Annotated in this window: 21 protein-coding genes and 1 riboswitch; of the genes, 7 read left to right on the top strand and 14 right to left on the bottom strand. The window is 36.1% G+C overall.

Annotation, left to right across the window (positions count from 1 at the left end):
- Positions 1 to 539: 539 nt before the first annotated feature.
- The 3 genes from copZ to WKT09_RS08515 are packed head-to-tail and all read right to left on the bottom strand — an operon-like array spanning position 540 to position 3,459.
- Positions 540 to 746 (bottom strand): copper chaperone CopZ, encoded by a 207-nt coding sequence (gene copZ / locus WKT09_RS08525; protein ID WP_340415642.1) that lies wholly within the window; start codon positions 744 to 746, stop codon positions 540 to 542.
- A gap of 24 nt (positions 747 to 770) precedes the next feature.
- On the bottom strand, positions 771 to 3,149 hold the full coding sequence (locus WKT09_RS08520; protein WP_340415641.1) for a heavy metal translocating P-type ATPase: 2,379 nt from the start codon (positions 3,147 to 3,149) through the stop codon (positions 771 to 773).
- A gap of 16 nt (positions 3,150 to 3,165) precedes the next feature.
- Positions 3,166 to 3,459 carry a metal-sensing transcriptional repressor gene (locus tag WKT09_RS08515; RefSeq protein ID WP_340415640.1) on the bottom strand — a complete coding sequence of 98 codons (294 nt, stop codon included), beginning with the start codon at positions 3,457 to 3,459 and terminating at the stop codon, positions 3,166 to 3,168.
- Positions 3,460 to 3,811: 352 nt separating this feature from the next.
- On the opposite strand from WKT09_RS08515, the gene WKT09_RS08510 reads away from it, so the two are divergent.
- Genes WKT09_RS08510 through WKT09_RS08480 form a run of 7 tightly spaced genes read left to right on the top strand, consistent with a single transcriptional unit; the run spans position 3,812 to position 7,910 of the window.
- Positions 3,812 to 4,747 (top strand): metal ABC transporter solute-binding protein, Zn/Mn family, encoded by a 936-nt coding sequence (locus WKT09_RS08510; RefSeq protein ID WP_340415639.1) that lies wholly within the window; start codon positions 3,812 to 3,814, stop codon positions 4,745 to 4,747.
- Between the two features lie 38 nt (positions 4,748 to 4,785).
- Positions 4,786 to 5,544 (top strand): metal ABC transporter ATP-binding protein, encoded by a 759-nt coding sequence (locus WKT09_RS08505; protein ID WP_340415638.1) that lies wholly within the window; start codon positions 4,786 to 4,788, stop codon positions 5,542 to 5,544.
- 11 nt (positions 5,545 to 5,555) lie between these two features.
- On the top strand, positions 5,556 to 6,395 hold the full coding sequence (locus tag WKT09_RS08500; protein WP_340415637.1) for a metal ABC transporter permease: 840 nt from the start codon (positions 5,556 to 5,558) through the stop codon (positions 6,393 to 6,395).
- On the top strand, positions 6,392 to 6,805 hold the full coding sequence (locus tag WKT09_RS08495; RefSeq protein WP_340415636.1) for a Fur family transcriptional regulator: 414 nt from the start codon (positions 6,392 to 6,394) through the stop codon (positions 6,803 to 6,805). The genes WKT09_RS08500 and WKT09_RS08495 overlap by 4 nt, the downstream gene beginning before the upstream one ends.
- Position 6,806: 1 nt before the next feature.
- Positions 6,807 to 7,199 carry a fluoride efflux transporter FluC gene (locus tag WKT09_RS08490; protein WP_340415635.1) on the top strand — a complete coding sequence of 131 codons (393 nt, stop codon included), beginning with the start codon at positions 6,807 to 6,809 and terminating at the stop codon, positions 7,197 to 7,199.
- The gene (locus WKT09_RS08485) at positions 7,199 to 7,534 is read left to right on the top strand and encodes a fluoride efflux transporter FluC (RefSeq protein WP_340415634.1); all 336 of its coding nucleotides are present in this window, start codon (positions 7,199 to 7,201) and stop codon (positions 7,532 to 7,534) included. Before WKT09_RS08490 ends, WKT09_RS08485 begins: the two co-directional genes overlap by 1 nt.
- A gap of 16 nt (positions 7,535 to 7,550) precedes the next feature.
- Positions 7,551 to 7,910 carry an SLAP domain-containing protein gene (locus WKT09_RS08480; RefSeq protein WP_340415633.1) on the top strand — a complete coding sequence of 120 codons (360 nt, stop codon included), beginning with the start codon at positions 7,551 to 7,553 and terminating at the stop codon, positions 7,908 to 7,910.
- 28 nt (positions 7,911 to 7,938) lie between these two features.
- On the opposite strand, the gene WKT09_RS08475 is transcribed toward WKT09_RS08480, so the two are convergent.
- The 11 genes from WKT09_RS08475 to WKT09_RS08425 all read right to left on the bottom strand — a co-directional run bounded on the left by WKT09_RS08475 (position 7,939) and on the right by WKT09_RS08425 (position 22,938).
- A complete protein-coding gene (locus tag WKT09_RS08475) occupies positions 7,939 to 8,514 on the bottom strand; it encodes a dipicolinate synthase subunit B (protein ID WP_340415632.1) in 576 nt (191 codons plus the stop codon).
- Position 8,515: 1 nt separating this feature from the next.
- Positions 8,516 to 9,388, bottom strand: coding sequence for a dipicolinate synthase subunit DpsA (dpsA, locus tag WKT09_RS08470; protein ID WP_340415631.1), 873 nt, complete (start codon positions 9,386 to 9,388; stop codon positions 8,516 to 8,518).
- Between the two features lie 193 nt (positions 9,389 to 9,581).
- Positions 9,582 to 10,193: a hypothetical protein gene (locus WKT09_RS08465; RefSeq protein WP_340415630.1), complete on the bottom strand. Its 612-nt coding sequence runs from the start codon at positions 10,191 to 10,193 to the stop codon at positions 9,582 to 9,584.
- A 63-nt stretch (positions 10,194 to 10,256) separates the two neighbouring features.
- Positions 10,257 to 10,835 carry a nitroreductase family protein gene (locus WKT09_RS08460; protein WP_340415629.1) on the bottom strand — a complete coding sequence of 193 codons (579 nt, stop codon included), beginning with the start codon at positions 10,833 to 10,835 and terminating at the stop codon, positions 10,257 to 10,259.
- Between the two features lie 77 nt (positions 10,836 to 10,912).
- Positions 10,913 to 11,614, bottom strand: coding sequence for an ECF transporter S component (locus WKT09_RS08455; protein ID WP_340415628.1), 702 nt, complete (start codon positions 11,612 to 11,614; stop codon positions 10,913 to 10,915).
- Entirely contained in the window at positions 11,605 to 13,263 is a 1,659-nt protein-coding gene (locus WKT09_RS08450; protein ID WP_340415627.1) for an ABC transporter ATP-binding protein, read from the bottom strand. The genes WKT09_RS08455 and WKT09_RS08450 overlap by 10 nt, the downstream gene beginning before the upstream one ends.
- On the bottom strand, positions 13,251 to 14,123 hold the full coding sequence (locus WKT09_RS08445; protein ID WP_340415626.1) for an energy-coupling factor transporter transmembrane component T: 873 nt from the start codon (positions 14,121 to 14,123) through the stop codon (positions 13,251 to 13,253). Before WKT09_RS08445 ends, WKT09_RS08450 begins: the two co-directional genes overlap by 13 nt.
- Before the next feature lie 71 nt (positions 14,124 to 14,194).
- Complete coding sequence (locus tag WKT09_RS08440) at positions 14,195 to 15,172, bottom strand: DUF4430 domain-containing protein (protein ID WP_340415625.1); 978 nt, start codon at positions 15,170 to 15,172, stop codon at positions 14,195 to 14,197.
- 15 nt (positions 15,173 to 15,187) lie between these two features.
- The gene (locus tag WKT09_RS08435; RefSeq protein WP_340415624.1) at positions 15,188 to 19,633 is read right to left on the bottom strand and encodes a DUF4430 domain-containing protein; all 4,446 of its coding nucleotides are present in this window, start codon (positions 19,631 to 19,633) and stop codon (positions 15,188 to 15,190) included.
- Positions 19,634 to 19,807: 174 nt separating this feature from the next.
- A riboswitch (cobalamin riboswitch) is annotated at positions 19,808 to 19,988 on the bottom strand.
- 151 nt (positions 19,989 to 20,139) lie between these two features.
- On the bottom strand, positions 20,140 to 21,252 hold the full coding sequence (locus WKT09_RS08430) for a murein hydrolase activator EnvC family protein (protein WP_340415623.1): 1,113 nt from the start codon (positions 21,250 to 21,252) through the stop codon (positions 20,140 to 20,142).
- Positions 21,253 to 21,636: 384 nt separating this feature from the next.
- The gene (locus WKT09_RS08425) at positions 21,637 to 22,938 is read right to left on the bottom strand and encodes a C40 family peptidase (RefSeq protein ID WP_340415622.1); all 1,302 of its coding nucleotides are present in this window, start codon (positions 22,936 to 22,938) and stop codon (positions 21,637 to 21,639) included.
- Positions 22,939 to 23,144 lie beyond the last annotated feature (206 nt).

Below are 23,144 nucleotides of genomic sequence, written 5' to 3'. Positions count from 1 at the left end.
ATCTGTTTTGCGCTCCATTGCATCTGTTTTCGCATTTGTTGCATCTAAATTTCATTTATTGCATCTGCTTTTGCATTTGTTGCATCTGAAATTTGTTTGTTGCATCTGTTTGCGCTTCGTTGCATCTGAATTTCGTTTATCGCATCCGTTTAGCGGTTCATTGCATCTGTTTACAGCTTTATTGCTTCTGTTTTTCGCTTCATTGCATCTGCTTTCCACTTTATTGCATCTGTTTAACGCTTCGTTGCATCTACTCCCCACGTTATTGCTTCTGTTTGACGCTTCATTGCATCTACTCCCCACGTTATTGCTTCTATTTATCGCTTCATTGCATCTGCTCCCCGCGTTATCGCTTCTGTTTAGCGGTTCAAACATCTACAAAAAATGACACAGTAACACTTATCCGCATCACTGTGTCATCCTGACTATTCTACTCAACAATCAAACAACTTTAACAATTCGTTTCATTTTTCCTCTTCAAAACTAAAGTGTTTTACCGCATCATTTCATTCAAAGAGTATGAAACGCATGCAATGATTTTACTCGACCACGTCATATCCTTGGTCTTCAATCACTTCAGCTAACTGTGGAATTGTGACATTCTCCTCGTCATATTCCACCTTCACTGTTTTCGCCGCTAAATCGACTTGCACATCTTCTACCCCTTTTACATTTCCTAAAGCACCCTTTACTGCTTTTTCACAATGTCCACAACTCATGCCTTCTACTTTTAATGTTACTGCCATTTTTTCCACTCTCCTATATAAAATTTATACTTTTACTCTCTTTAAACGTAAAGAGTTTAATACTACACTGACAGAACTAAATGCCATTGCCGCTCCAGCGATCCAAGGGGCAAGTAATCCGAACGCTGCAATAGGAATACCAATCGTATTGTACCCGAACGCCCAAAATAAATTTTGCTTAATATTTTTAATTGTCTCTGCACTTAAGCGAATCGCTTTTGGAATAAGTAATAATTCTCCACCTAAAATGGTAATGTCTGCAGCTTCAATAGCTACTTCAGTTCCTGTTCCAATCGCAATCCCAATGTCCGCTATTGCAAGTGCCGGCGCATCGTTTACCCCGTCACCTACCATTGCAACATTTTTCCCTTCTGCTTGCAACTGTTTGATTTTCTCCGCTTTTTCTTCTGGTAAAACTTCCGCAATGACACGATCAATGCCGACTTGACGAGCAATTGCATTTGCTGTTCGCTCATTATCTCCTGTTAACATGACAAGTTCTAATCCTTGCTCATGTAAAATTGCCATCGCTTCTTTCGCTGTTTCTTTCACCGTATCAGCTACGGCAACAATACCAGAAAACTCGCCATTTACTGCAATAAGCATTGCTGTTTTTCCATCTATTTCAAATTGTTGCATCTCATCTTCTACATGTGCAACATCAATCCCACGATCATACATTAATTTCCTAGTTCCAACTAATACGTCATCTTCCCCAAATGTCGCTTCAATTCCATGACCTGCAATCGCGGCAAAATGATCTGTCTCTAATAGTTCGACATTTCGCGCTTCTGCGTGAGAGACAATTGCTGTTGCAAGTGGATGTTCCGAACCTTTTTCAGCGCTTGCGACAAGTTGTAATACTCTATCATCGCCAGTGAAATCTGTTAACTCAGGTGTTCCTTTCGTAATCGTACCAGTCTTATCAAATACGATCGTCGTTAATTCATGTGTCCGTTCTAAATGTTCGCCACCTTTAAATAAAATACCGTTTTCGGCACCTTTTCCAGTCCCGACCATAATCGATGTCGGTGTCGCTAATCCTAATGCACATGGACATGCAATAACTAAGACAGCAATCCCTGCCGTTAATGCCGACTCAAATTGCCCTGGAGAAACGAGTGTGATCCAAACGATAAATGTGATCACCGCAATGCCAACGACAATCGGTACGAAATAACCCGAAATAACGTCTGCCATACGTTGAATTGGCGCTTTATCACCTTGTGCATCTTCTACCGCCTTTACAATCGAAGCTAATGCCGTATCTTTTCCGACCTTTGTCGCTTCCATTTCAATCGTTCCATTTATATTCATCGTCGCACCAATCATGTCGGCGCCAACTTGTTTTTCCACCGGGATGGATTCCCCCGTTAACATCGATTCATCGACAGCAGTCGTTCCTTTTAACACAACCCCATCTACAGGCACCTTTTCACCTGGCTTAATTACTAAAACATCTGATACGACAACCTCTTCTAAAGGCACCATCGTCTCGACTCCATCTCGTAGTACACGTGCTTCTTTCGCTTGCAATTGTAATAACTTCGAAATAGCTTCCGTCGTTTTTCCTTTCGCACGAGCTTCTAAATATTTACCAAATAAAATGAGTGTAATTAAAATCGCACTCGTTTCAAAATATAAATGTGGTTCATAAGATGTTCCAATCGTTTTAATCGCTTCATATAAACTGTAAAAATAAGCCGCACTCGTACCTAATGAGACGAGCACATCCATATTCGCATTACCTGTTTTTAAATTTTTATAGGAACTAACATAAAACTGCCATCCGATAATAAATTGAACTGGTGTTGCAAGTGCAAATTGAAACCACGGATTCATAAAAATTTCTGGCAATGTCATACCAAATAAATGATCTAACATCGTAATTAATAATGGAACAGATAAAATGGCCGAAATAATTAAGGTACGCTTTTTCTTTTGTAATTCTTGTTCTTTCTTCGAGCGCTGGTCTTCTTTTGACTGTTTTACTGTCGCACTATACCCAAGATTAGCCACTTTTCCAATTATATCTGCTTCCTCTACCATTCCCGCATAAAATGAAACTGTTGCAGATTCGGTTGCTAAATTCACTGTCGCCGTTTCAACCCCAGGCATTTTGTTTAATACTTTTTCAATTCGACTCGCACAAGCCGCACAAGTCATTCCTGTAATATCAAACTCTTCTTTTTCCACTTCCACACCATAACCGATCTTCTCAATTTTTTCGATAATTTCTTCTGGTGTTACGGTCGCTTGATCATATTGCACTTTCGCCGATTCTGTCGCTAAATTTACTTGTGCTTCCACTGCGTCCATTTTATTCAACACTTTTTCAATTCGACTCGCACAAGCCGCACAAGTCATTCCTGTAATACGAAGTGTTAGTTCTTTTTGTGTCATCTTAATCTCCCTTCCTTTATTTTGAAAATTGTTTTACTACATCGATCAATTCCTGAACGGAAGCCTCTCCATCTCCTGATTCAAGTGCATGAAGGACACAATGATTCGCATGATCTTCTAACAACGAAAATCCGACTTGTTTGAGGGCTGCATTGATGGCGTTAATTTGAATAATGACATCTACACAATAACGGTCTTCCTCAATCATCTTTTGAATTCCCCGTACTTGTCCTTCAATTCGTTTTAATCTCGTAATCAATTTCTTTTTTTCGTCATTTTCTCTCGCTTTTACACGTTTCTTTTCTTCCATACCGTTCCCTCCTTTACATTCATTATACCATACCCCCCTATACTATGTAAACTATAAAACACAAACAATATTTTCTCCTTCAAATGATGATGGAAAAAATTTAACGGGAATATCGTCAATGTAATAAGGTTCCAAGTGTGGCTATTTTTCTTCTATTTTAAAAGTTTGATTTCAGCCATGCAAACAGAGATTAAAAAAAAGTTAGCCGAAAAAATGGTTGAAAGGTCGTTTCGCCTTCTCCCTAATTGTGAGAAACGAATCTAAAAATATTTTTTAAATCGTAATCATTCTTATTTACAAATCGTAATCATTACGATAAAATAATAAACCATAGGAAAAGGAGGATTCTCTCTTGAAAAAAATCATACTACTCTTAATGGCTAGCTTGTTTCTTATCGGCTGCACAAACGAGGCCCCTAAAAAAGAAACAACTTTAACTATTTATACATCTATATATCCTGTACAATATGCGACAGAACAAATCACTGGAGATCTGGCAACGGTGGAATCTTTATACCCACCAGGGGTAGATGCCCATACATATGAACCGACCACGAGGCAATTAACATATATTGCTCGAAGCGACTTATTCATCTATATCGGAGCAGGGATGGAAAGCTTCGCAGAGCGAACAGAAGAAGCTTTACAACTAGAAGATACAAATTTTCTTGAAATCGGGGAAGATGAATCTATTTTTCGGGAAGCAGAGGCAGCACACGAACATGAGCATGGACATGAGCATCATCATGATGACGACCATCACCATGATGTAGATCCACATATTTGGTTTGATCCATTGCGCATGATTGATATGGGAGAACGAATTAAAATACATTTAAGCACATTGTATCCGGAACATGAAGCAATTTTTGAAGAGAATTTTTTACAATATAAAGAAAAATTAGAAACACTCGATGCACAATTTACGAACACCTTAAAAGATAAATCAGAAAAACAAATGATTGTCACACATGCTGCATACGGATATTGGGAAGAACGTTACGGGATCGAACAACTTGCAATTAGTGGCATTTCATCCAGTGAGGAACCCTCTCAGCGTGAACTCGTTGCATTAGTGAAAAGAGCAAATGAACTTGATTTACGTTATATCGTCTTTGAGAAAAATAGTTCCAATCATGTTGCATCAATTATTCAAGAAAACTTAGATGCAAAAGATGTGTACATCCATAACTTAGAAACATTAACAGAAGAAGATGTAAATATGGAGCGAGATTATATGTCCATTATGCAAGAAAACTTACAAGTATTAGATGAAATTACAAAATAGCACATACTAGAAAATGAACTATATAAGGAGGTATTGTTTTGTCAGACACAGTTATCCGTTTGGAAAATATCAGCTATCAATATGAAGCGAAGCCTGTATTAGAAAATGTAAATTTGGAAATTAAACGTGGCGACTTCATGGGACTTGTCGGTCCAAACGGTGGAGGAAAAACAACACTTATTAAAATTATTTTAGGGTTATTGAAACCAGATACTGGTCATGTATATTTACTCGATCAACCGATCGATCATTTTCACGATTGGAACCGGATTGGTTTTGTTTCTCAAAAAGCAAACACGTTTAACAAAGGCTTTCCTGCGACAGTATATGAAGTCGTCGCAATGGGCTTAACCGCAAAAATTGGGTATTTTAAATTTTTCCGTAAAAAAGAAAAGGAAAAAATTTTAGCTGCTATTGATGCAGTTGGTATGGGAGCATACACATATCAAAATATCGGCAACTTATCTGGTGGACAACAACAACGTGTCTTCATTGCCCGCGCACTCGTGAATGAACCAGAATTACTTATATTAGACGAACCGACTGTCGGCGTCGATCACCAAAACGTGGCACGGTTTTATGACTTATTACACAAATTAAATATAGAAAATAATTTAACTTTATTACTCGTCACACATGATACTGGGACAATGACCGAACACGCGACAAATATCGTTTGTTTAAATAAAACATTACACTTTCACGGGAAATCTGCAGAATACTCTGCTCTCTCCCCTGAACAATTATCAGCAATTTATGGACATCCAGTACAAATCGTCGTCCATGACCATGAATAATGGAGGTTCTTATGATACAAGACATACTACAATTTGATTTTTTACGTCATACATTTTTAACAGGGATTATTATCGGCATTATCGCTCCATTGCTCGGGACGTTTCTAGTCGTCCGCCGACTATCTTTACTAGCAGATGCACTTTCCCATGTTACATTAGCTGGAATTGCATTCGGTTTATATATGGAGAAACAATTTTTACTGCCAATCAATGCCGTCTATAGTGGAATGGGCTTTTCCATTATCGGTGCCATTTTAATTGAAAAATTACGCTCCGTTTATACGGCATACCAAGAAATAGGTATACCAATCATATTAAGTGGTGGAGTTGGGTTGAGTGTTATTTTCATTTCATTAGCAAATGGATTTAATACAGATTTATTTAACTTTTTATTTGGATCTGTTTCTGCAGTTAGCCCGCTTGACTTTTACACGATTGTCGGTATAGCCATTTTTGTGATTGTTTTAATTATTTTATTTTACAAAGAACTTGTCACATTATCTTTTGATGAAGAACATGCGACCGTTTCAGGTATTCACGCAAAAAGAATTCATTTTTTATTCATTATTTTAACAGCGCTCGTCATTGCGGCCTCGATTCGGATTGTTGGTGTATTACTCGTTTCAGCATTAATGACACTTCCAGTTGCGAGTGCGATGCGTTTTGCTGTAAGCTTTAAACAGTTAATCTTTTATTCGATTATTTTTGCTGAAATTGCCGTCATTACAGGGCTTATTTCAGGTTATTATTTAAATATCCCACCAGGTGGGACAATTGTTGTCGTTTCTATTCTAATATTGCTTATCAGTTTAAGTACGAATACACTTCGTAAAAGGAGTCGAACAGTATGAATGTGAAAGAAGCTATTCAAACTTTACAAAAACATGGATTTAAAATGACGAATCGTCGAGAACATATTTTACATTTTTTTGCAAAAGAGGATAAATACTTCACCGCAAAGGAATTATATACGTATATGGAAGCAACATTTCCTGGGATAAGTTTTGATACTGTCTATCGTAATTTACATTTATACGATGATTTAGGCGTGTTAGAATCGACAGAATTAAAAGGGGAAAAACATTTCCGCATGAATTGTGGAACGACGCACCATCACCACTTCATTTGTAATGATTGTGGTAAGGCGAAGAAAATTCATTTATGCCCAATGGATGAGGTAGAGCGTATTTTAGGAGCATATAAAATTGATGGTCATAAGTTTGAAGTATACGGCTTATGCCCGACATGCCAGAGTGCTTAAAATGCGACTATATATTGCAGTTGGAATAGGAGGAATGATAGGAGCGAGCCTCCGCTTCCTCCTTTCTTCTTTTATCCTATTTGAATCATTCGGGTCTTTGCCTCTTGCCACATTTTTTGTTAACATTACTGGTGCATTCATTTTAACGTTTATGACATTTTCACCAACGATAAAGAATGCTTTTTCTAAAACGACTTTTACCGCTCTTTCGACTGGACTTATCGGTTCATATACGACTTTTTCTACAATCATTGTAGAGGCAATTGAATTATCGTTTACACAAATGAGTCTTGCTATCCTTTATATGATTGGAACGGTCTTGTTCGGACTACTCGCAAGTCTACTCGGCATCGTTGCCGCTACAAAAATGACGAAAGAAAGAGGCGAGTCATAATGTTACTTCCAATATTATATGTTAGTATAGGAGGATTTTTCGGTAGTATCGCACGATTTTTTCTTGCAAACATATCGAATGCATCCCCCATCGGAACATGGATTGCCAATATTACTGGTGCGGTCTTGCTCGGATTTTTATTACAGGTGGAGCTATCAAATGCATTGTTTTACATACTAACCATTGGCTTTTGTGGTGCATACACAACATTTTCCACATTCGGTAAGGAAACGATGGAATTTATGTTGAATGATCAATATGGACTGGCTTTTATGTATGTCATGAGCTCTTTCATCGTTTCATTCGGAATCGTTTATTTCATTTATATCGCTTAGAAAGGAAGATAACACGATGCAAAAATTATTTTTTGAAGATGCTTGGGAAAGAACGATTAGTAAACAGGACCATGATACCATTTGTGATATTTTTTCTAATTTACAAATTGATGCAGGAATTTCGTTTACGTTTTTATGGGAAGCGGTCAATCATCGTGGCGATCTCCTCGTTACGACGCTCATTCATAACAATGAAAATGCGTCCATGGAATTAAAAAATATTCATATGAAATATGTAAAAGATACTGTTACATACGCAGACTATTTTACGGTGCCAGTTATCATTCCAGCACACCACTCCATGCCATGGACATTCATTTTTTCCAAACAAATAGAAGGAGAATGTGCGGATACGACATATCTCATTAAAAAATAGAGGTTGGGAGGAATACCCAACCTCTATTTTATACTAATAATGGTTGTAATTGCTTTCCTTTCAATGCCGCATCCATCGTTTCCTTAATAAGATGAAAATGGGCAACTAAAGAATTTGGCTTTCCTTCGATATCATCCTGCCCGAATGGGACAAAATAAACATTTTTTGCATTTAATAATGTACCAATGTTTTTACCGTTTGCACTCAATCCATCATTGGTGGCAATCGCTAAAACGATCGGTTTAATATTTCTTAACTGTGCTTTACATGCCATCGTCACCGTCGTATCTGTAATAGCATTTGCTAATTTTGCCAACGTATTCCCTGTACAAGGTGCCACAATAATCGTATCAAAATTCATTTTCGGACCAACTAATTCTGCCTCTACAATCGTTTCAATAATGTCATTGCCAGTAATCTCTTTAATTCGCTTTCGCCAATCTTTCGCCTTCCCGAATCTCGTATCAAAACTGCTCGAGGCTTCTGACATAATCGGAAAAAGTTCGATATGATCATTTTCCGCTAATTTTTCTAATTCATTTAATACGACTTCAAAATTACAAAATGACCCTGTCAGTGCAAACCCTACTCTTAACTTTCCCATTTTACCCCTCCAGCTTTTTCATTGCTTTTTCAATCGTTTCTTTCATATATTTCGCAGCACTTTTCGGTGCAACTTTTCCAGGTAAACCTAACGCTTGTAGCGGTGTAACTTGTAACGCTTTTGCCGCTTCTAAATCGATACCACCAGGATGTGAGGCCACATCGATAAGCAATGCATCTTTTCTTATATTGACCAACTGAGACATTCCAACAATTTGCACTGGAATCGTATTGACGATCACATCCATCTCTTGAAAAATGGTCGCCATCTCGCTTAGATGAACTGGTCGATAACCAGCCTGTGTGATCCAAGCAAAATGAGCAGATTTTCTCGCCCCGACAGCCACGTTTGCCCCCATTTGCTGAAATAAGTGGGCAAGCACCTTTCCAATCCGGCCAAATCCGAGCACAATGACATTTGCTCCATGAATCGTCGTCGGCAATTTTTCCATGACGAGTTGAATCGTCCCTTCCGCTGTCGGTATTGCATTTTTCACTTGAAGTGCTTCATCATGGAAATAATCAACTATTTGAACATTTGCTTTAGATGCTTTTTCCATCCACTTTTTTTCAATATGCCCACCAAATAAAATTTGATCATTCTTCATTTCATTGATGATACGATCTATCGGTATTTTTTCATTACATAATGGCGCATTTAAATGGCCTACTTTATTCGCAAACGGTAATGGTCCAATTAAAATTGGTGCATCTTCCATCGCCGCTTGTAAATTTTCTGCACGCTTACAATCACGAATTTCCTCATCAAACCCGAAAGTCGTCACATCATAACTGTCTTGCTTAAACATTTCCGCTAAATACACACTTCTTCTATCTCCACCAAGAAACGTTATTGTTCGCTTTGTCAGACTCATCCCTCCAAGCTCTAAACTTCCATCGCTATAACGTATGAAACAATTTTCAGTTCGTGTATGTCAATTGCTGAAAATTATTAGGAGTGCTTTAGGGGTGGGGGATTAGTACTGGGTGGCGCTTTTGTAGGAATCATGCTACGGGGCTGGGATAGTTTCATCATTGTAAGGGAAGTTCGATTGTGCGCAGTTGGGGCTAGAATGGGTATTTTCGTTTTTTGAGGTCGTGTGATGGGAGGTCTGAAAAATTCTTTTGAGTTTTGTTGGTGATGATGGTGTTGCGTGGGCCCAGCGTCCTTGAGATTCCATTTTTCGCGATTTCGAAGACGGTAGAACCGCCCACCGTCCCTGAGATTCCATTTTTTTCATTTTCAAGGACGGTAGAACTGTCCACCGTCCCTGAGATTCCATTTTTCTCATTTTCAAGGACGATAGAACGGCCCAGCGTCCCTGAGATTCCATTTTTTCCATTTTCGAGGACGGTAGAATAGCCCAGCGTCCTTGAGATTCCATTTTTCACGATTTCAAGGACGATAGAACCGCCCACCGTCCTTGAGATTGCATTTTTCTCATTTTCAAGGACGATAGAACTTCCCAGCGTCCCTGAGTTTTGGATTTTCGCGATTTCAAGGACGGTAGAACGGTCCAGCGTCCCTGAGATTCCATTTTTCCCATTTTCAAGGACGGTAGAACGGCCCACCGTCCTTAAGATTGCATTTTTCTCATTTTCAAGGACGATAGAACTTCCCAGCGTCCCTGAGATTCCATTTTTCACGATTTCAAGGACGGTAGAACGCTCCCCAAACACAAACCGCCATACAAAATAAAACGACTATACTCATCGCAATGATAAATATAGTCGTTCATCCTTTTATGCAAATTTCCCTTCAAACACGAAAGATTCAATAGGTTTTCGATCTGATGGGACTTCACGTTGCTGATTACGCTCTGACAATAATGTAGTTGGGTCATGATAACCGACTGCAACAACCGCATTAATATCATATTCGGCTGGGATTTCTAGTAATTCTCGTGCCTTTTCTTTGTCAAATCCACCCATACCATGTGTAATTAATCCTTGTCGATGTGCTTCTAAGCTAAGGTAGCCCCAAGCTGTTCCAGCATCAAATGCATGCCATGGATTTGGATCTCCTTCCTCATTGCGAGTTTTTTTGGAAATAGCTAACACGAGTACTGGTGCTCGCTTACACCATTCAACATTATTTTCATTAATGAAAGATAAAAATGTCGCGCGATCCTCTTCGCTACGAGCAACGATATAATTCCACGGTTGCCAATTTGCTGCAGATGGTGCCCATCTCGCCGCTTCAAAAATTGCATTTAGTTTTTCTTCTTCTACTTCTTTTGTTGAAAACGCACGTGGCGACCAACGATGAATATATGCTTCGTCAATTGGATATGCTGCTTTTCGTTTCGTTTGAACTGTCATCTTTCATGCTCCTTTTCTCTGCCATACAATTTTAAGCATAATAAACATTTTCCATCCATTCAAAACATATGCTCAACTTATGGAGATAGATCATCAAGTAATCCATATTTTCGCTTAAAACGAGTTAAAATTCGAATCCAACTAGTACTAAAAACCGCAATAAAAAACACATTCGATAACCCATGTGCTAAATCAAAGTATATACTCGCGACATAGATACTTATAAAAAATTCCCATGTGAAATTTTCAATGGAACTAACAATTATCCAAAAATTCATAAACCACCCGAATACGTATCCCCAAACAAACCCAAATATTAACTTACCCCACATCTGTTTCATCCACCAGCGATTCCGAAATAAACCAGCGGTCATGCCGAGCATTCCCCATGCATACATTTGCCATGGCGTCCATGGACCTTGCCCTAAAAATATATTCGAAACAATAGCAGCAACTGCGCCAACGATAAAACCTGATTCAGCTCCAAATACAAGCCCTGCAATCATTATGACAAACGAAGTCGGCTGCACACTAGGTAATGGCGCAAACGGCACACGACTCACGGCCGCAATCGCAGCTAATATTGCTAATATCACTACTTCTCGGCTAGAAATACGCTTCACTTCAAAACGAATAAAAAATGGAATCATTGTAATTGCAATGATGGAAAAACTTAATAATAAATACGATTCATAATGGAAGAATAAAACGGAACTTACGAGCAAAATAAACATTACAATAGAAGATAAAGCAATATACCATCTACTTTTTACCGCCATCGTTTTAACGCCTCCTCTAACGTTAAAATTTCTGGTCCGTTAACAGATGTTGTGGCACGATTAATGGAAGTCGTATAAAAATAATTGCTTTTAAACAATTGTTCAGGTGTTCCCTCTACTGCAATTTGTCCATCAAATAAAATAGCACAATAATCAACGTATTGTACCGCAAATTCAATATCATGAGTAACCATAAAAATAGTTAAACCATCTTTTTGTAATGGTAACAGTAGTTTCGCTAATGCCTCTTTCGAAATTGGGTCCAGTCCTTTTGTAGGTTCATCTATAAACAACACTTCAGGTTCACTTAACAATAAGCAAGCTAATGTTGCTCGTTGTAATTCTCCACCTGATAAATCATTTGGATGGCGGTCAAACAAATGATCTACATTTAACTTTTTAGCAATCTTTGCCATTCTTTCTTTCCCATCTTCTATTTGGTGCTGATGTATAATACGTTCCATCTCTTTTCCAATCGTTTCTTCTATATAAAAAGCTAATGGATGTTGTGGCAAATATGCAAATGTATGAGCTAATTCATCCAAACTATATTTCTTCAATTTCTTTTCACGTAAAATAACATTTCCACGTTGTTGTTTTAAAATACCCATTGCAATTTGCAATAAAGTAGATTTTCCTGTTCCATTTCCACCAACTAAAGCAAAGAACTCTCCTTTTTGAATTTGGAGGTTACAATTTTTCAAAACAAGTGGCAATGTTTTTTCATACTGAAAATATATATTTTCTATCTTTAGTATCGTCTCAGCTTTTCTCTCAAATGGTAAAATCTCTTGAAAATGATTCGTCATTTTAGAAGCACGATTGTGTAACCATGTTCTCGTTTCTTTCACATTTAGTGGAACTTTTTGGGAGTCCTTTTCCTCTATCGCTAAAAACAATCTGGAAACAGATGGAAGATAAGGTAAAAATGATCGGTCATTATTCTCGTATATTTGCTTAATGACATCACGACTTTTCCCTTCGTATGCAATATTTCCTTCCTCTAACATGATGACTTTATCTGCCATAGAAAATAAATCTTCTAGTCGATGTTCAACAATAATGATGGTCATACCCATTTCATTATTTAATCGTTCTAAAATTTGTAATAGTTCTTTCGCTGCAATAGGGTCTAATTGAGATGTCGGTTCATCTAACAACAATACTTTTGGACGTAATAATAAAATGGATAGTAAATTAATTAACTGTTTTTGTCCGCCAGATAATGTCGAGGTTTGCTTATATAGTAAATCTTCTACACCAAAGAAGTGTACTAATTCCGAAAGACGTTTTTTCATTTCAATATAAGGTATATTCATATTTTCCATGCCAAAAACAATTTCTTGCAATACCTCATCCATGACAATTTGATTATCTGGGTCCTGAAAAACGAACCCAAATTCCGTCGTTAATAATCGTGCATCCCATTCATCCAATGATTTTCCATTATAATAAATTGTTCCTGTTTGTTTACCATATGGTGCTAATTCATGTTTTAATAAACGGAGTAAAGTTGTTTTTCCACTTCCACTAGCACCACATAATACGACAAAACTCCCTCGTTCTATTGAAAAGGATATTGGTTGAAGTACATTCTTTTCCATATCTGGATACCGAAATGTTACATTGTCTACTTTTAAAATTTCCATCGTAACCACTCCATCCCTTCTACGATCAATGGTAATGAGATTGCTAACATCATACAACACAAGACAATCCAATCGCCCGGATAAAATTGCAATGTCCCTAATGTTGGATAAATAACGATTTTTCCATATCCAAAACTAGCCCCTAACATACCAATAATTAATATAACGATTAATATACTAAATATTATCCAATCTGATTTTGTCATTTTATATAATGTATAGGACGATTTATTTCCTGATTGATATCCTCTAGCTAGCATCGAATCTGCTGTTTGAATCGCTTCTTCTAAAGACCATGTTAATAAAGTTTGAAGCATATTCATTCCATTGCTTGCACGATCTTTTAAACTACCACGAAACATTGTCATACCACGCACACGATAAACTGCATTAATTTCGTCATATCTCTTCTTTAAAAGAGGCACAAATCGAATAGAAAGCATCATTAAAAATGCCGTTCTAGGTACAATATTTGAAAACAAGTACAAAAATTTATTCCCATTTAAAATCAAATTAAAAGATACAAATAAAATAATTACCGTAATAAGAGTTAAAGCCATCGTTATACCAAACATCAATGCTTCTAACGTGATTTGTCGATTACCAACATAAAATAAAATATGTGTGCCTCGTGATACTAAAAGCGGATTTAGTAATGCAAAAATAGTTCCCATTATACATAATGGAATCATCCACTTTCTCAATGCTTTTCCATTATCATGTGTAATATTTACAACGATGAACAAACACATTGCGATCATCATAAAAACAGGATGATTGTATAGCATAATAAATATTCCGGAAACAATATAATAAAAAAATAAAATAAATGGATGAAGACGAGAAAAGCCATTGTTCATGACATTCACCCCATATTCTATAAATACGATGAAAACCGATCTACTAACAGATCGGTTTTCACGTACATTATTTATCTACGATACGGCTGTAAGTTCGCATTTAAGTCTTTCCCTAAATCTAATGTATATAAAAATTCAATATTATCTCCTGGTTGAATTTTTACAGCCCCTACACCACGATCAGGAAATACGCCATTTATCCGATACATCCAACCACTACCTTGACCACGGTCAAATTCATATACATTTGCCAAGCCTCTCACATATGCACTACTTCCGCCACCTGTTACATCGCGATGAATTCCTTTTTCTTTTGTAATGCGATTTAAAGCATCTAAAACTGTCTCTCCATCATTCATGGTGACTTGTGTAGCTCCAAGTGGAACTTCACTGGAAGATATTTTAATAGATAAAGTAACAGTCTTTTTCTCTTCTTTAGGTTTAGAAGGAGTAGGCTTTGGCTTCGTTTGTTCTGTTTTTTTAGTATCCGATTGATTGGAGCTTGTTTCCTTTTTCGGTGCCGGCTTAGGCGATGATTCTTTTTTAGTCACACTATTAGACGAACTAGATGAATCACTATTCGTCGAACTAGATGTGATCGACTGGTGATTTGATTTCTTTGTCTCATTTGAAGCCTTTGGTTGTTTTTCCTTCGTTTCTTCTTTTTCTAGTTGTGTAGTCTGTTTCTCTTCTTCATGACTGTTTTGCTTATCTTCTTCGTCTTCTTTCTCTTCCGCTTCATCAATCTTCTCTACATTTTTATCTGTTTTATCTGTTTTGTCCGTGTTCTCAGTTTTGTCTGTTTTCTCCGCTTTATCTTTGTTCTCAGTTTTGTCTGTTTTCTCCGTTTTGTCCGTTGTATCTTTCTTGCTATCTTTCTCTTCAGTCTTCTTTTCTGTCTCATTACCCAAATCATTTTCTACTACTTCTGTGGATTCATTATTATTTTCTAGGCCTGTAGGCTTTTGTAACGAAGCACCACAGGCTGAAAGAATAAATAATGCCGTCATAAGTAAGACAATAGGAACTAATTTTTTTAATCGTTGCAACTCTATCATCCTTCCTTATTTTTTTAATGCATTTTTTCTTCTCAGAAGAATAAAGCTAAATCCAATCATCATAAACAATAAACCGATGAGCATATAATTGTACATATTTGTAGCTGTATTTGGTAATTGCTCATCATTATCATCCATATCTTTTATATTTTCCTCACTATGATGTATACCTTGATTTGATTGTCCGATTACTTGGTCATCCGCCTCTTCTGAGTCTTGCTCTGAACCTTGTCCTGAATCTTGTTCTGAGTCTTGCTCTGAACCTTGTTCTGGGTCTTGTTCTGAATCTTGTTCTGAGTCTTGCCCCGAACCTTGTCCTGAGTCTTGCTCTGAATCTTGTTCTGAACCTTGTTCTGAGTCTTTTCCTGAATCTTGTCCTGAACCTTGTTCTGAGTCTTTTCCTGAATCTTGTCCTGAACCTTGTTCTGAGTCTTGCCCTGAACCTTGTTCTGAGTCTTGCCCTGAACCTTGTTCTGAATCTTGTTCTGGGTCTTCTTCTGAATTAGATGTTTCATCATCAGTTGATGGATTTTCATCTACTTCATCTTCTAAGTCAACTGTACCATCCAGATTCTCATCATCTGTTACTCCGAAATCATAAATAGATTTTCCTTCTTCCACAAACAATTTATACGCTGTTAAAGCTAAGAAAGCTTGTTCTGTTGCCATATCATTAGCTTCACTGTCTCCAAATAAATGAGTAAATCCACCATTATCTAATTGATAATTTAATAAATGGTCTACAACATTTACTGATCTATTAAATTGTTCATCTTTTGGATCCATCCCATTCGCAGTTAATGCAATAATAACTTGCGATGCGGCTTCACTCGTAACACCACCTACATCTTCTCCGCCATCAAAACCACCATCCGCATTTTGAACGGAACTTAAAAACGCGAAACCATCTTTTATTGCTTTTTCTACTTGATCCTCGTTTTTATATGGTGCAAGTGCTGTTAATACCATAGCTGTGATGTCTATATTCGGAACATCGTATTGTTCATTTAAATTCCATGCTCCATCTTTTCTTTGATTTTCTAGTAATTCTTCAATAATTGCTTCTCTTGTCCATTTTGCGTCTTCAGGAATATCAAACTGTCCTGCATCTAATGCAATTAAAGCAAACGCTAAACCGTTATTTCCCTGATATGTCATCGTATCAACAACAGTACCATCATATAATGTACGATCCGGACTATTATAAATTAACTCAATTAAATTAACACCGTCCACATTTCTTGGATCCACTTCTAATGCTAAAGCTGCTAGTGTTAAACGCTCGACATCAGTGATCGTTAAACGGCCATTTTTTAATGCGCCTACAATTTGTTCATTTACATTTTTCACGAACACATCTTTATATGACTTTGGTAATTTCTCACCTGATTGATATAAGCTAATAGCTAACCAATCACTGTCTACACCTGTCTTTAATACATAATCTTTTAAAGCAGTTAATGCATTCTCTGCTGATTCCTCAATTTTAGGCTTTTCATACGTAACGATAATTTCCTTTTTTGCCTTATTATTAGATGAATCCTCTGCTTCAACTGAAATCGTATTTTCTCCTTCTTTCAGTTTTACAGCATAAGAAGTAGATTTTGTTGGTTTAACCGTTTTTCCATTTAATTTTACGTCAGCATCTACTTGTCCATCCACATCATCTTCTGCTTTTACGCTAAATTCAATTTTTTCATTTAACACTTTTTGTCCATCATTTATACCTGTAATTGTAATGGAAGGTGGTGTTGTATCTTTTTCTGGAACTACATCTGTATCAATCACTTCAACTATCGTATATGGACGAACGATATTATTTTCCCCGGCATCATTTAATCGCTCAGCTGAAACATGGTACGTGCCTGTTTCGGAAAATGTAATATTTACCTTACCATCTTTATCTATTAGAACTTTTTCTCCATCGACTTCATATGGTTTTCCATCTATTAATATATGGGCACCCTCGACAGATTTTTCTCCTTTTAGAGTAAGTGATAACGATTCATCTACTTTTGTTTTATATGATTCCTTATCGAACCATGTATAAGTTGAATCTATATAATTTTCAACAAAATATAAAACGATAGAATCTCCATCTTTAACCTTAAAATCCGCTACTCCTACTGGTGCAAACTCATTATTTACGTAGTACATCCAACCACTTAAAGGACCTGCAGAAAATTCTGCTGCATCTCCTATCTTTTGAATATAGTTTCCACCATTATTTAAACCAAATTGTTGATCATCTTTCGGATCAAAACCATCCACTGTTTCTAATGCACGAATAATTGCATGAATTGCTCTTGCTTCGTCATGAACCAGTGATTTACCATTATTGTTGTTGTTAATATATTCCATTAAGTCATATGGAGATACTTCCACCTCTGTTGTCGGCACTAACGTTTGTCCATGTGATTCCACTCGAACATTTACCTTAACAGGGGGAGCTCGATCTTTTAAGTTTTCCATAGCTTTTTCTAATGCCTTTTGCGCTTCATCTATCTCTTCTTGCGTTGCATCTGTCTTATTTAAAATAGCTATAGCAACTTCTAAAGCTTCCTCAAATTTCTTCTTACTATCTGTTGTTTTATCATCTAATGTTTCGTTCTCTGCCTTCTCAATACTTGCTTCTAATTTTGATGTATCAACTTTCGGTTCATCGTTAATGGCAAAAACACCATAAGTTGAAAAATCTGTTGGATGAATAGTAATAGTACGTTTATCTTGATCTATTTGACCATTTTGTTTCACCCATTGATTTTTTTCTTCGTCATAATAAAATATATCTACATCTTGTTTTGTAAGATCCACATTTTCATTCACTGACATTGTTAATTCAAATGGATCTTCACTTGTTGCTTGATGATTTAACGTAAAGGATAGTACATTCCCTGCAACAGACAAATTATTATCCACTAAGTCCGTTTCTTTTGTAACATCTTTTACCTGAATGGTTGTATTTTCTGGTAAGTTACTTGGCATAGTAACCGTATTTTGTGTATCAGCAATCTCAAATATTTCCTTTGAATGTGCCGTTACTTCTTTATTAAATGGTAAAATTGTTTCTTTTGGTTCTTCTGAATTCCCTGGTAACTCAGGAATATCAAGTTCATTTTTCATTGAAATAAAAGGTGATTGTCCGTGTTCCACCGTAGCTAAAGCGAGTAAAGCCTGTTCTGTCGCCATGCCAATAGCACCTGCTGATTGCTTCTGCCACCAAAATGAACCATCATCTTGTTGATAATCTAATAAATCTTCTAATAAACTACCATTTTCTTTCGTCCATTTATCACTATATAAATCTTCTCCAACTGCAGCAAGACCCATTATAACGGAAGATGTAGTATTAGCATTCGGTCCAAACATTCCCGGATATTCATCATTTTCTACAAATTCCTCGTGTATATAATCAACTGCTCTTCCAACAGCTTCCTTAACGTCCGCACGCTCCATATGTGGTGCTAACGCTAATAGTGTCCATCCTGTTGCATCTGTATCACCGAAAAGGCCGTTATTACTTTGCTCATTTAATATCGATTTAATATGTTTATCTTGATCATAATCTGCATCCACTAAATCTAATGCGATAAAAGCCCAAGCTTCTCCCCATATTGTAGAGAACATTCCTCTATCATTTTGCAATTCTAATAAATCTTCTACTAAATTTTGCTCGCCAAATTCATATGGGTTTAATCCAAGAATTAATGAACCTATAACAGCGCCTGCGTTTTCATTAGGATCTTTGGATGCTTCTGTTTTCCCTTCAGACCAATATGTAAAATCTAACCATGGATTACTATCTTCTTTCCACGGAAAATCCTTTTCTAAATTTTTTAGTCCAGAACTCCATAATGCGGAAAATACCCAAAAATCACTATGAGATCCTTTGTATGATTCAGTGTATTCAGGTTGATTATTTTTATAGTATTGAACCGTTTTATTAGTAGATGCATCTACTAACGTTTTAAGTTCTTCCTTAGATAACGTTTTTTCCTCAGATTCTTCGTCAGATTCTTTATCGGATTCTTCATCAGATTCTTCGTTAGATTCCTCATCAGATTCTTTTGTTGTTTCTTTCGTTACTTCTTCCGAATCTTCTGACTTATCATTTTTGTTATCTTGCTCTCCCTCTTCTTCACTTAACTCTTTCGAATTCGGTTGAGCTTTTGTACTATCTTTTTCATTATTTTCCTTTTTTACTTCCTTTTTATTCTCAGTTTCCTTATTTACTTCTTTTTCTTTATTATCATTTTCGGTACTACCTGTTTCATCCGGTTCTTCTACAGTATCTTCGTCTACCCCTTCAGTTTCTTCCTTCATTGTTTCCATATGTTTTTCTTCATCAACCAACTCATTAGCAAAAATATTTGTTGGTAACCAGGAAACAAACATTACTAATATCAATAAAATTGATATCAACTTATGAATTTGTTTCTTGCCATTCCTCATTAAAATTCCCCCTTCGTATTTAAATAGATTTGACTTATTTCCCCACACAAAATAACCTTGAACATTCCGGTTCTGTTCAAGGTTATCGTATGAATATTTATCATAAATACACGTATGTATGCATACATAGGTATAATATATGAATGAATATTTCCCCTTAGTCCCGGAAGGTTCGAAATAATACTCATCTTGACAAGTCTCCTGACTTAGGATCATTGCAATCGCCTTTTCCTTCCCGGATATTTATCCAGTGGATTCAAAAGCTTGCTTCCCATTACAGTGGCCGGACCGTTCAGGATTTTCACCTGATTCCTTATTAAGTTGCATATGCAACATCAAAATGAAATATACAGTTATTTATGTAGGTATAATGTACACCCATCTTATATCATAGTACAACTTTTCTGAATTTAAAAGCATCTTTATAACTATGTCAGGAAGTAAATGTAAAAAGCAATAAAAAAAGTGTGAAAAAGGAGTTTCCTTCTTCACACTCGTTTCCTATATTATCTTAAAAATGCAGTTGGATTTGTAATGTTGCCATTATTATGTACTTCGAAATGTAAGTGAATACCTGTCGAATCACCTGTCGCACCCATGACCCCAATTTGTTCTCCACGCTTTACTTTTTGGCCAGATTTCACAGTAATTTTTGACATATGTGCATACAATGTTTTTAAACCATTACCATGATTTACAATTACCATGTTTCCATAACCACCGGAATTCATCCCAGCCGATTCTACCGTACCAGCTTCAGCCGCATAAATTGGAGGGGATGTGCTTCGATCCGTTCGAGCAATGTCAATCCCTTTATGCATTGCTCCCCAACGCTCTCCAACATGACTAGAAATATATCCGCCATCTGTCGGCCAACCTAATGATGAGTTACTATTTGCAGTATCAACCGAAAAAGATGTTCCGATATCTTCTGCTTCCTTTTCTGCCTCTAATAATGCTAATTCTTTATCTTCTAATTTTAATTTTTTCGTTTTAGCTTTAAATTTCGCTTCTTTTTTCTTTATTTTTTCTTTCTTTTCCTCTGTTAACTCTTTTTGCATTTCTGTATTTTGCTTAATTTGTATTAACTCTTGCTCTAAATCTTCAAGTTGGGCAAGCTTTTTCTCAACTTTTGCCTTATCTTCTTCTAAGTCTTCAATTAAACTTGCATCTGACTCAGCAATCGTATTAACTGCACTTGCTCGACTAATAAAATCATTAAAATCTTCTGCACCAAATAAAATTTCGATATATTGAATGTCGCCACCACTAGATTGAATCGATTTTGCACGTTCTTTTAAAATGTCAAAACGTTTTTCGATTTCCTCTTCTAATTTTTCAATTTCCTTTTCTACTTGCTTTATCTCTTTTTTTGTTTCTTTCATTGCCTTTTCATTTTGTTTCAATGTTTCTTTATATTCTTTTATCTCTATATTAAGTTCCTTTATTTCTTTCACTATTTTTTCGATTTCTTTATTCGCTTTCTTTAAGTCTTTCTTTATATTCTCTCTATCTTTTTGAATATCTTCTATCTTTTCAGCTGCAATATCATTTGTTGGATATAAAACAGTTCCTGCAAATAAAATTGCTACTGCTAAAAATAACTGTACATATTTCAATACATCTTACTCCCTTCCTCTTTTTGTCCCCAAAGCATATTATAACAATCTAACATTTCATGCGAATGTGATTCTCATTACAGTTTATTATCAAATTTCAAACAAAAAATAAGCACATATTACTATTTCAGTAACTTATGCTTATGTGACTATACAATTATTTCAAATTATGTAATAACTGTTACATTGCATCATTTACAAATAGGTTTGTACAAATAATATTTATTTCCAGCTTGTCCCAGTATCAACCTACTACTAACAAGAAAATGAATATATAAAACACGTTCATATCAAAGATTTACATATATACAAACAAAATAAAACTAGCATGAAATAGAGTGGTCCTCCACCTATTTCATACTAGCTTTTCGTTATGAAACTTAATTATTTAACTCTTCTTACGTGACCGTTGAAAGCCTTACTCCAGTAAGGATTATTCATGCTTACGATTTCTACTCCTCTATCAGACTGAGATCCGATGAACTGTCCTCCACCTAAGTAAATTCCAACATGTCCATCTGTTTTGTACGTATCAAAGAATACTAAATCTCCAGGTTTTGCGCTGCTGTAATCTACTTTGGAACCAACACTTCTCATACCTGATGTACTTCTAGGTAAAGAAATTCCTTCTTGCTCATACGCCCAAGATACGAAACCAGAACAGTCAAATTGTCCAGCTGCTGGATTTTTCGCTCCAAATACATAAGATGAACGACCGATATACTGTTTACCAGCTGAGATTGCTGATCCACCTGTTCCAGTATATGCTGGTGCACTTTCTTTCTTTTCCTTTTTAGGAGTAGATGATGAAGTGCTTGTAGCTGATGAACTGCCTGTAGATGATGAAGTACTTGTAGCTACTTCACTGTTATTATTAGATCCATTAGAATTCGATGTGCTTGCTGTAGAAGCATTGGATGCATTGGATGCATTGGATTCATTGGATTCATTTGTTGACGATTCAACTACTTCTTCCGCCGGTGCAGCTAATTCCGCTAAAACACGTGCCTCTAATTCCTTTAATTCTGAACTTTGAGATGCTAATTTAGATTTTTCTGTTTCATACTTATCTTTTTCTGATTTTAATTGTGCGACTTTTTTATTCTCTTCTTCTTTTTGATTTTCCATCGTAGAAGCGATTCCTTCAAGTTCTACTTTTAAGTCGTTTTGTTCTTCAATTTTTTCTTCTACTGTTTCTTTATCTTTCTCGTTCTCTTCAATTAACTCAATGTCTGAATTTGTAATTGTCGTTACTGCGTCCACACGACTTAAAAATTCAAGTGGATCCTTTGAACCTAATAACACTTCCATATACTGAATGTTTCCACCGTTCGCTTGATAAGAAGCTAAACGTTCTTTTAAAATATCGTTACGTTCTTCAATTCTATCGTTAATCGTATCTACTTCATTATTTAATGTATTAATTGCTTCTTTTACTTTTTTCTGTTCTTTTTCGTTAGCTTTCATAGCCGTTTCAATTCTAGCAATTTCTTCATTAATACCCTTCATTTTGTTTAATGTTTCTGCTAGTTTTTTCTCTGTTTTAGAAAGTTTTGAATCAACTTTATCTTGTTTTTTATTAATCTCATCTAAAGAAGGTTCAGCACCAACTGCATCACTTCCTATAAATACTCCACCTAATGATACAACTGCTACCGTACTTAAAGTTAATAAAGTTTTCTTCAACTTAAAATCCCCGCTTCCCTAAAAATTAATATTATATGTAAATTCTCTCTTTATTTTCTCACTCAACTGTTTACAAGTATAACATTTTAAAATGACAACAATATTGAAGTAATATTACAATTATATTTCAAATATGCTCTTATAATGGTAACTTTTGAAAAAAGATAAACCATTTATAAAATTAATGTCTATTCACAAATAATTAG

It is taken from the genome of Pseudogracilibacillus sp. ICA-222130 (assembly GCF_037892545.1).
Lineage (GTDB): Bacteria > Bacillota > Bacilli > Bacillales > Amphibacillaceae > Pseudogracilibacillus.
The sequence above is the reverse complement of the archived record's forward strand: the minus strand, read 5'-3'. Positions and strand labels throughout refer to the sequence as shown.

What these genes read in the sequence shown, in the direction of transcription:
- copZ (WP_340415642.1), bottom strand. Translation starts at nt 746, where the DNA reads ATGGCAGTAACATTAAAAGTAGAAGGCATGAGTTGTGGACATTGTGAA.
- WKT09_RS08520 (WP_340415641.1), bottom strand. Translation starts at nt 3,149, where the DNA reads ATGACACAAAAAGAACTAACACTTCGTATTACAGGAATGACTTGTGCG.
- WKT09_RS08515 (WP_340415640.1), bottom strand. Translation starts at nt 3,459, where the DNA reads ATGGAAGAAAAGAAACGTGTAAAAGCGAGAGAAAATGACGAAAAAAAG.
- WKT09_RS08500 (WP_340415637.1), top strand. Translation starts at nt 5,556, where the DNA reads ATGATACAAGACATACTACAATTTGATTTTTTACGTCATACATTTTTA.
- WKT09_RS08495 (WP_340415636.1), top strand. Translation starts at nt 6,392, where the DNA reads ATGAATGTGAAAGAAGCTATTCAAACTTTACAAAAACATGGATTTAAA.
- WKT09_RS08490 (WP_340415635.1), top strand. Translation starts at nt 6,807, where the DNA reads ATGCGACTATATATTGCAGTTGGAATAGGAGGAATGATAGGAGCGAGC.
- WKT09_RS08485 (WP_340415634.1), top strand. Translation starts at nt 7,199, where the DNA reads ATGTTACTTCCAATATTATATGTTAGTATAGGAGGATTTTTCGGTAGT.
- WKT09_RS08480 (WP_340415633.1), top strand. Translation starts at nt 7,551, where the DNA reads ATGCAAAAATTATTTTTTGAAGATGCTTGGGAAAGAACGATTAGTAAA.
- WKT09_RS08475 (WP_340415632.1), bottom strand. Translation starts at nt 8,514, where the DNA reads ATGGGAAAGTTAAGAGTAGGGTTTGCACTGACAGGGTCATTTTGTAAT.
- dpsA (WP_340415631.1), bottom strand. Translation starts at nt 9,388, where the DNA reads ATGAGTCTGACAAAGCGAACAATAACGTTTCTTGGTGGAGATAGAAGA.
- WKT09_RS08460 (WP_340415629.1), bottom strand. Translation starts at nt 10,835, where the DNA reads ATGACAGTTCAAACGAAACGAAAAGCAGCATATCCAATTGACGAAGCA.
- WKT09_RS08455 (WP_340415628.1), bottom strand. Translation starts at nt 11,614, where the DNA reads ATGGCGGTAAAAAGTAGATGGTATATTGCTTTATCTTCTATTGTAATG.
- WKT09_RS08450 (WP_340415627.1), bottom strand. Translation starts at nt 13,263, where the DNA reads ATGGAAATTTTAAAAGTAGACAATGTAACATTTCGGTATCCAGATATG.
- WKT09_RS08445 (WP_340415626.1), bottom strand. Translation starts at nt 14,123, where the DNA reads ATGAACAATGGCTTTTCTCGTCTTCATCCATTTATTTTATTTTTTTAT.
- WKT09_RS08435 (WP_340415624.1), bottom strand. Translation starts at nt 19,633, where the DNA reads ATGAGGAATGGCAAGAAACAAATTCATAAGTTGATATCAATTTTATTG.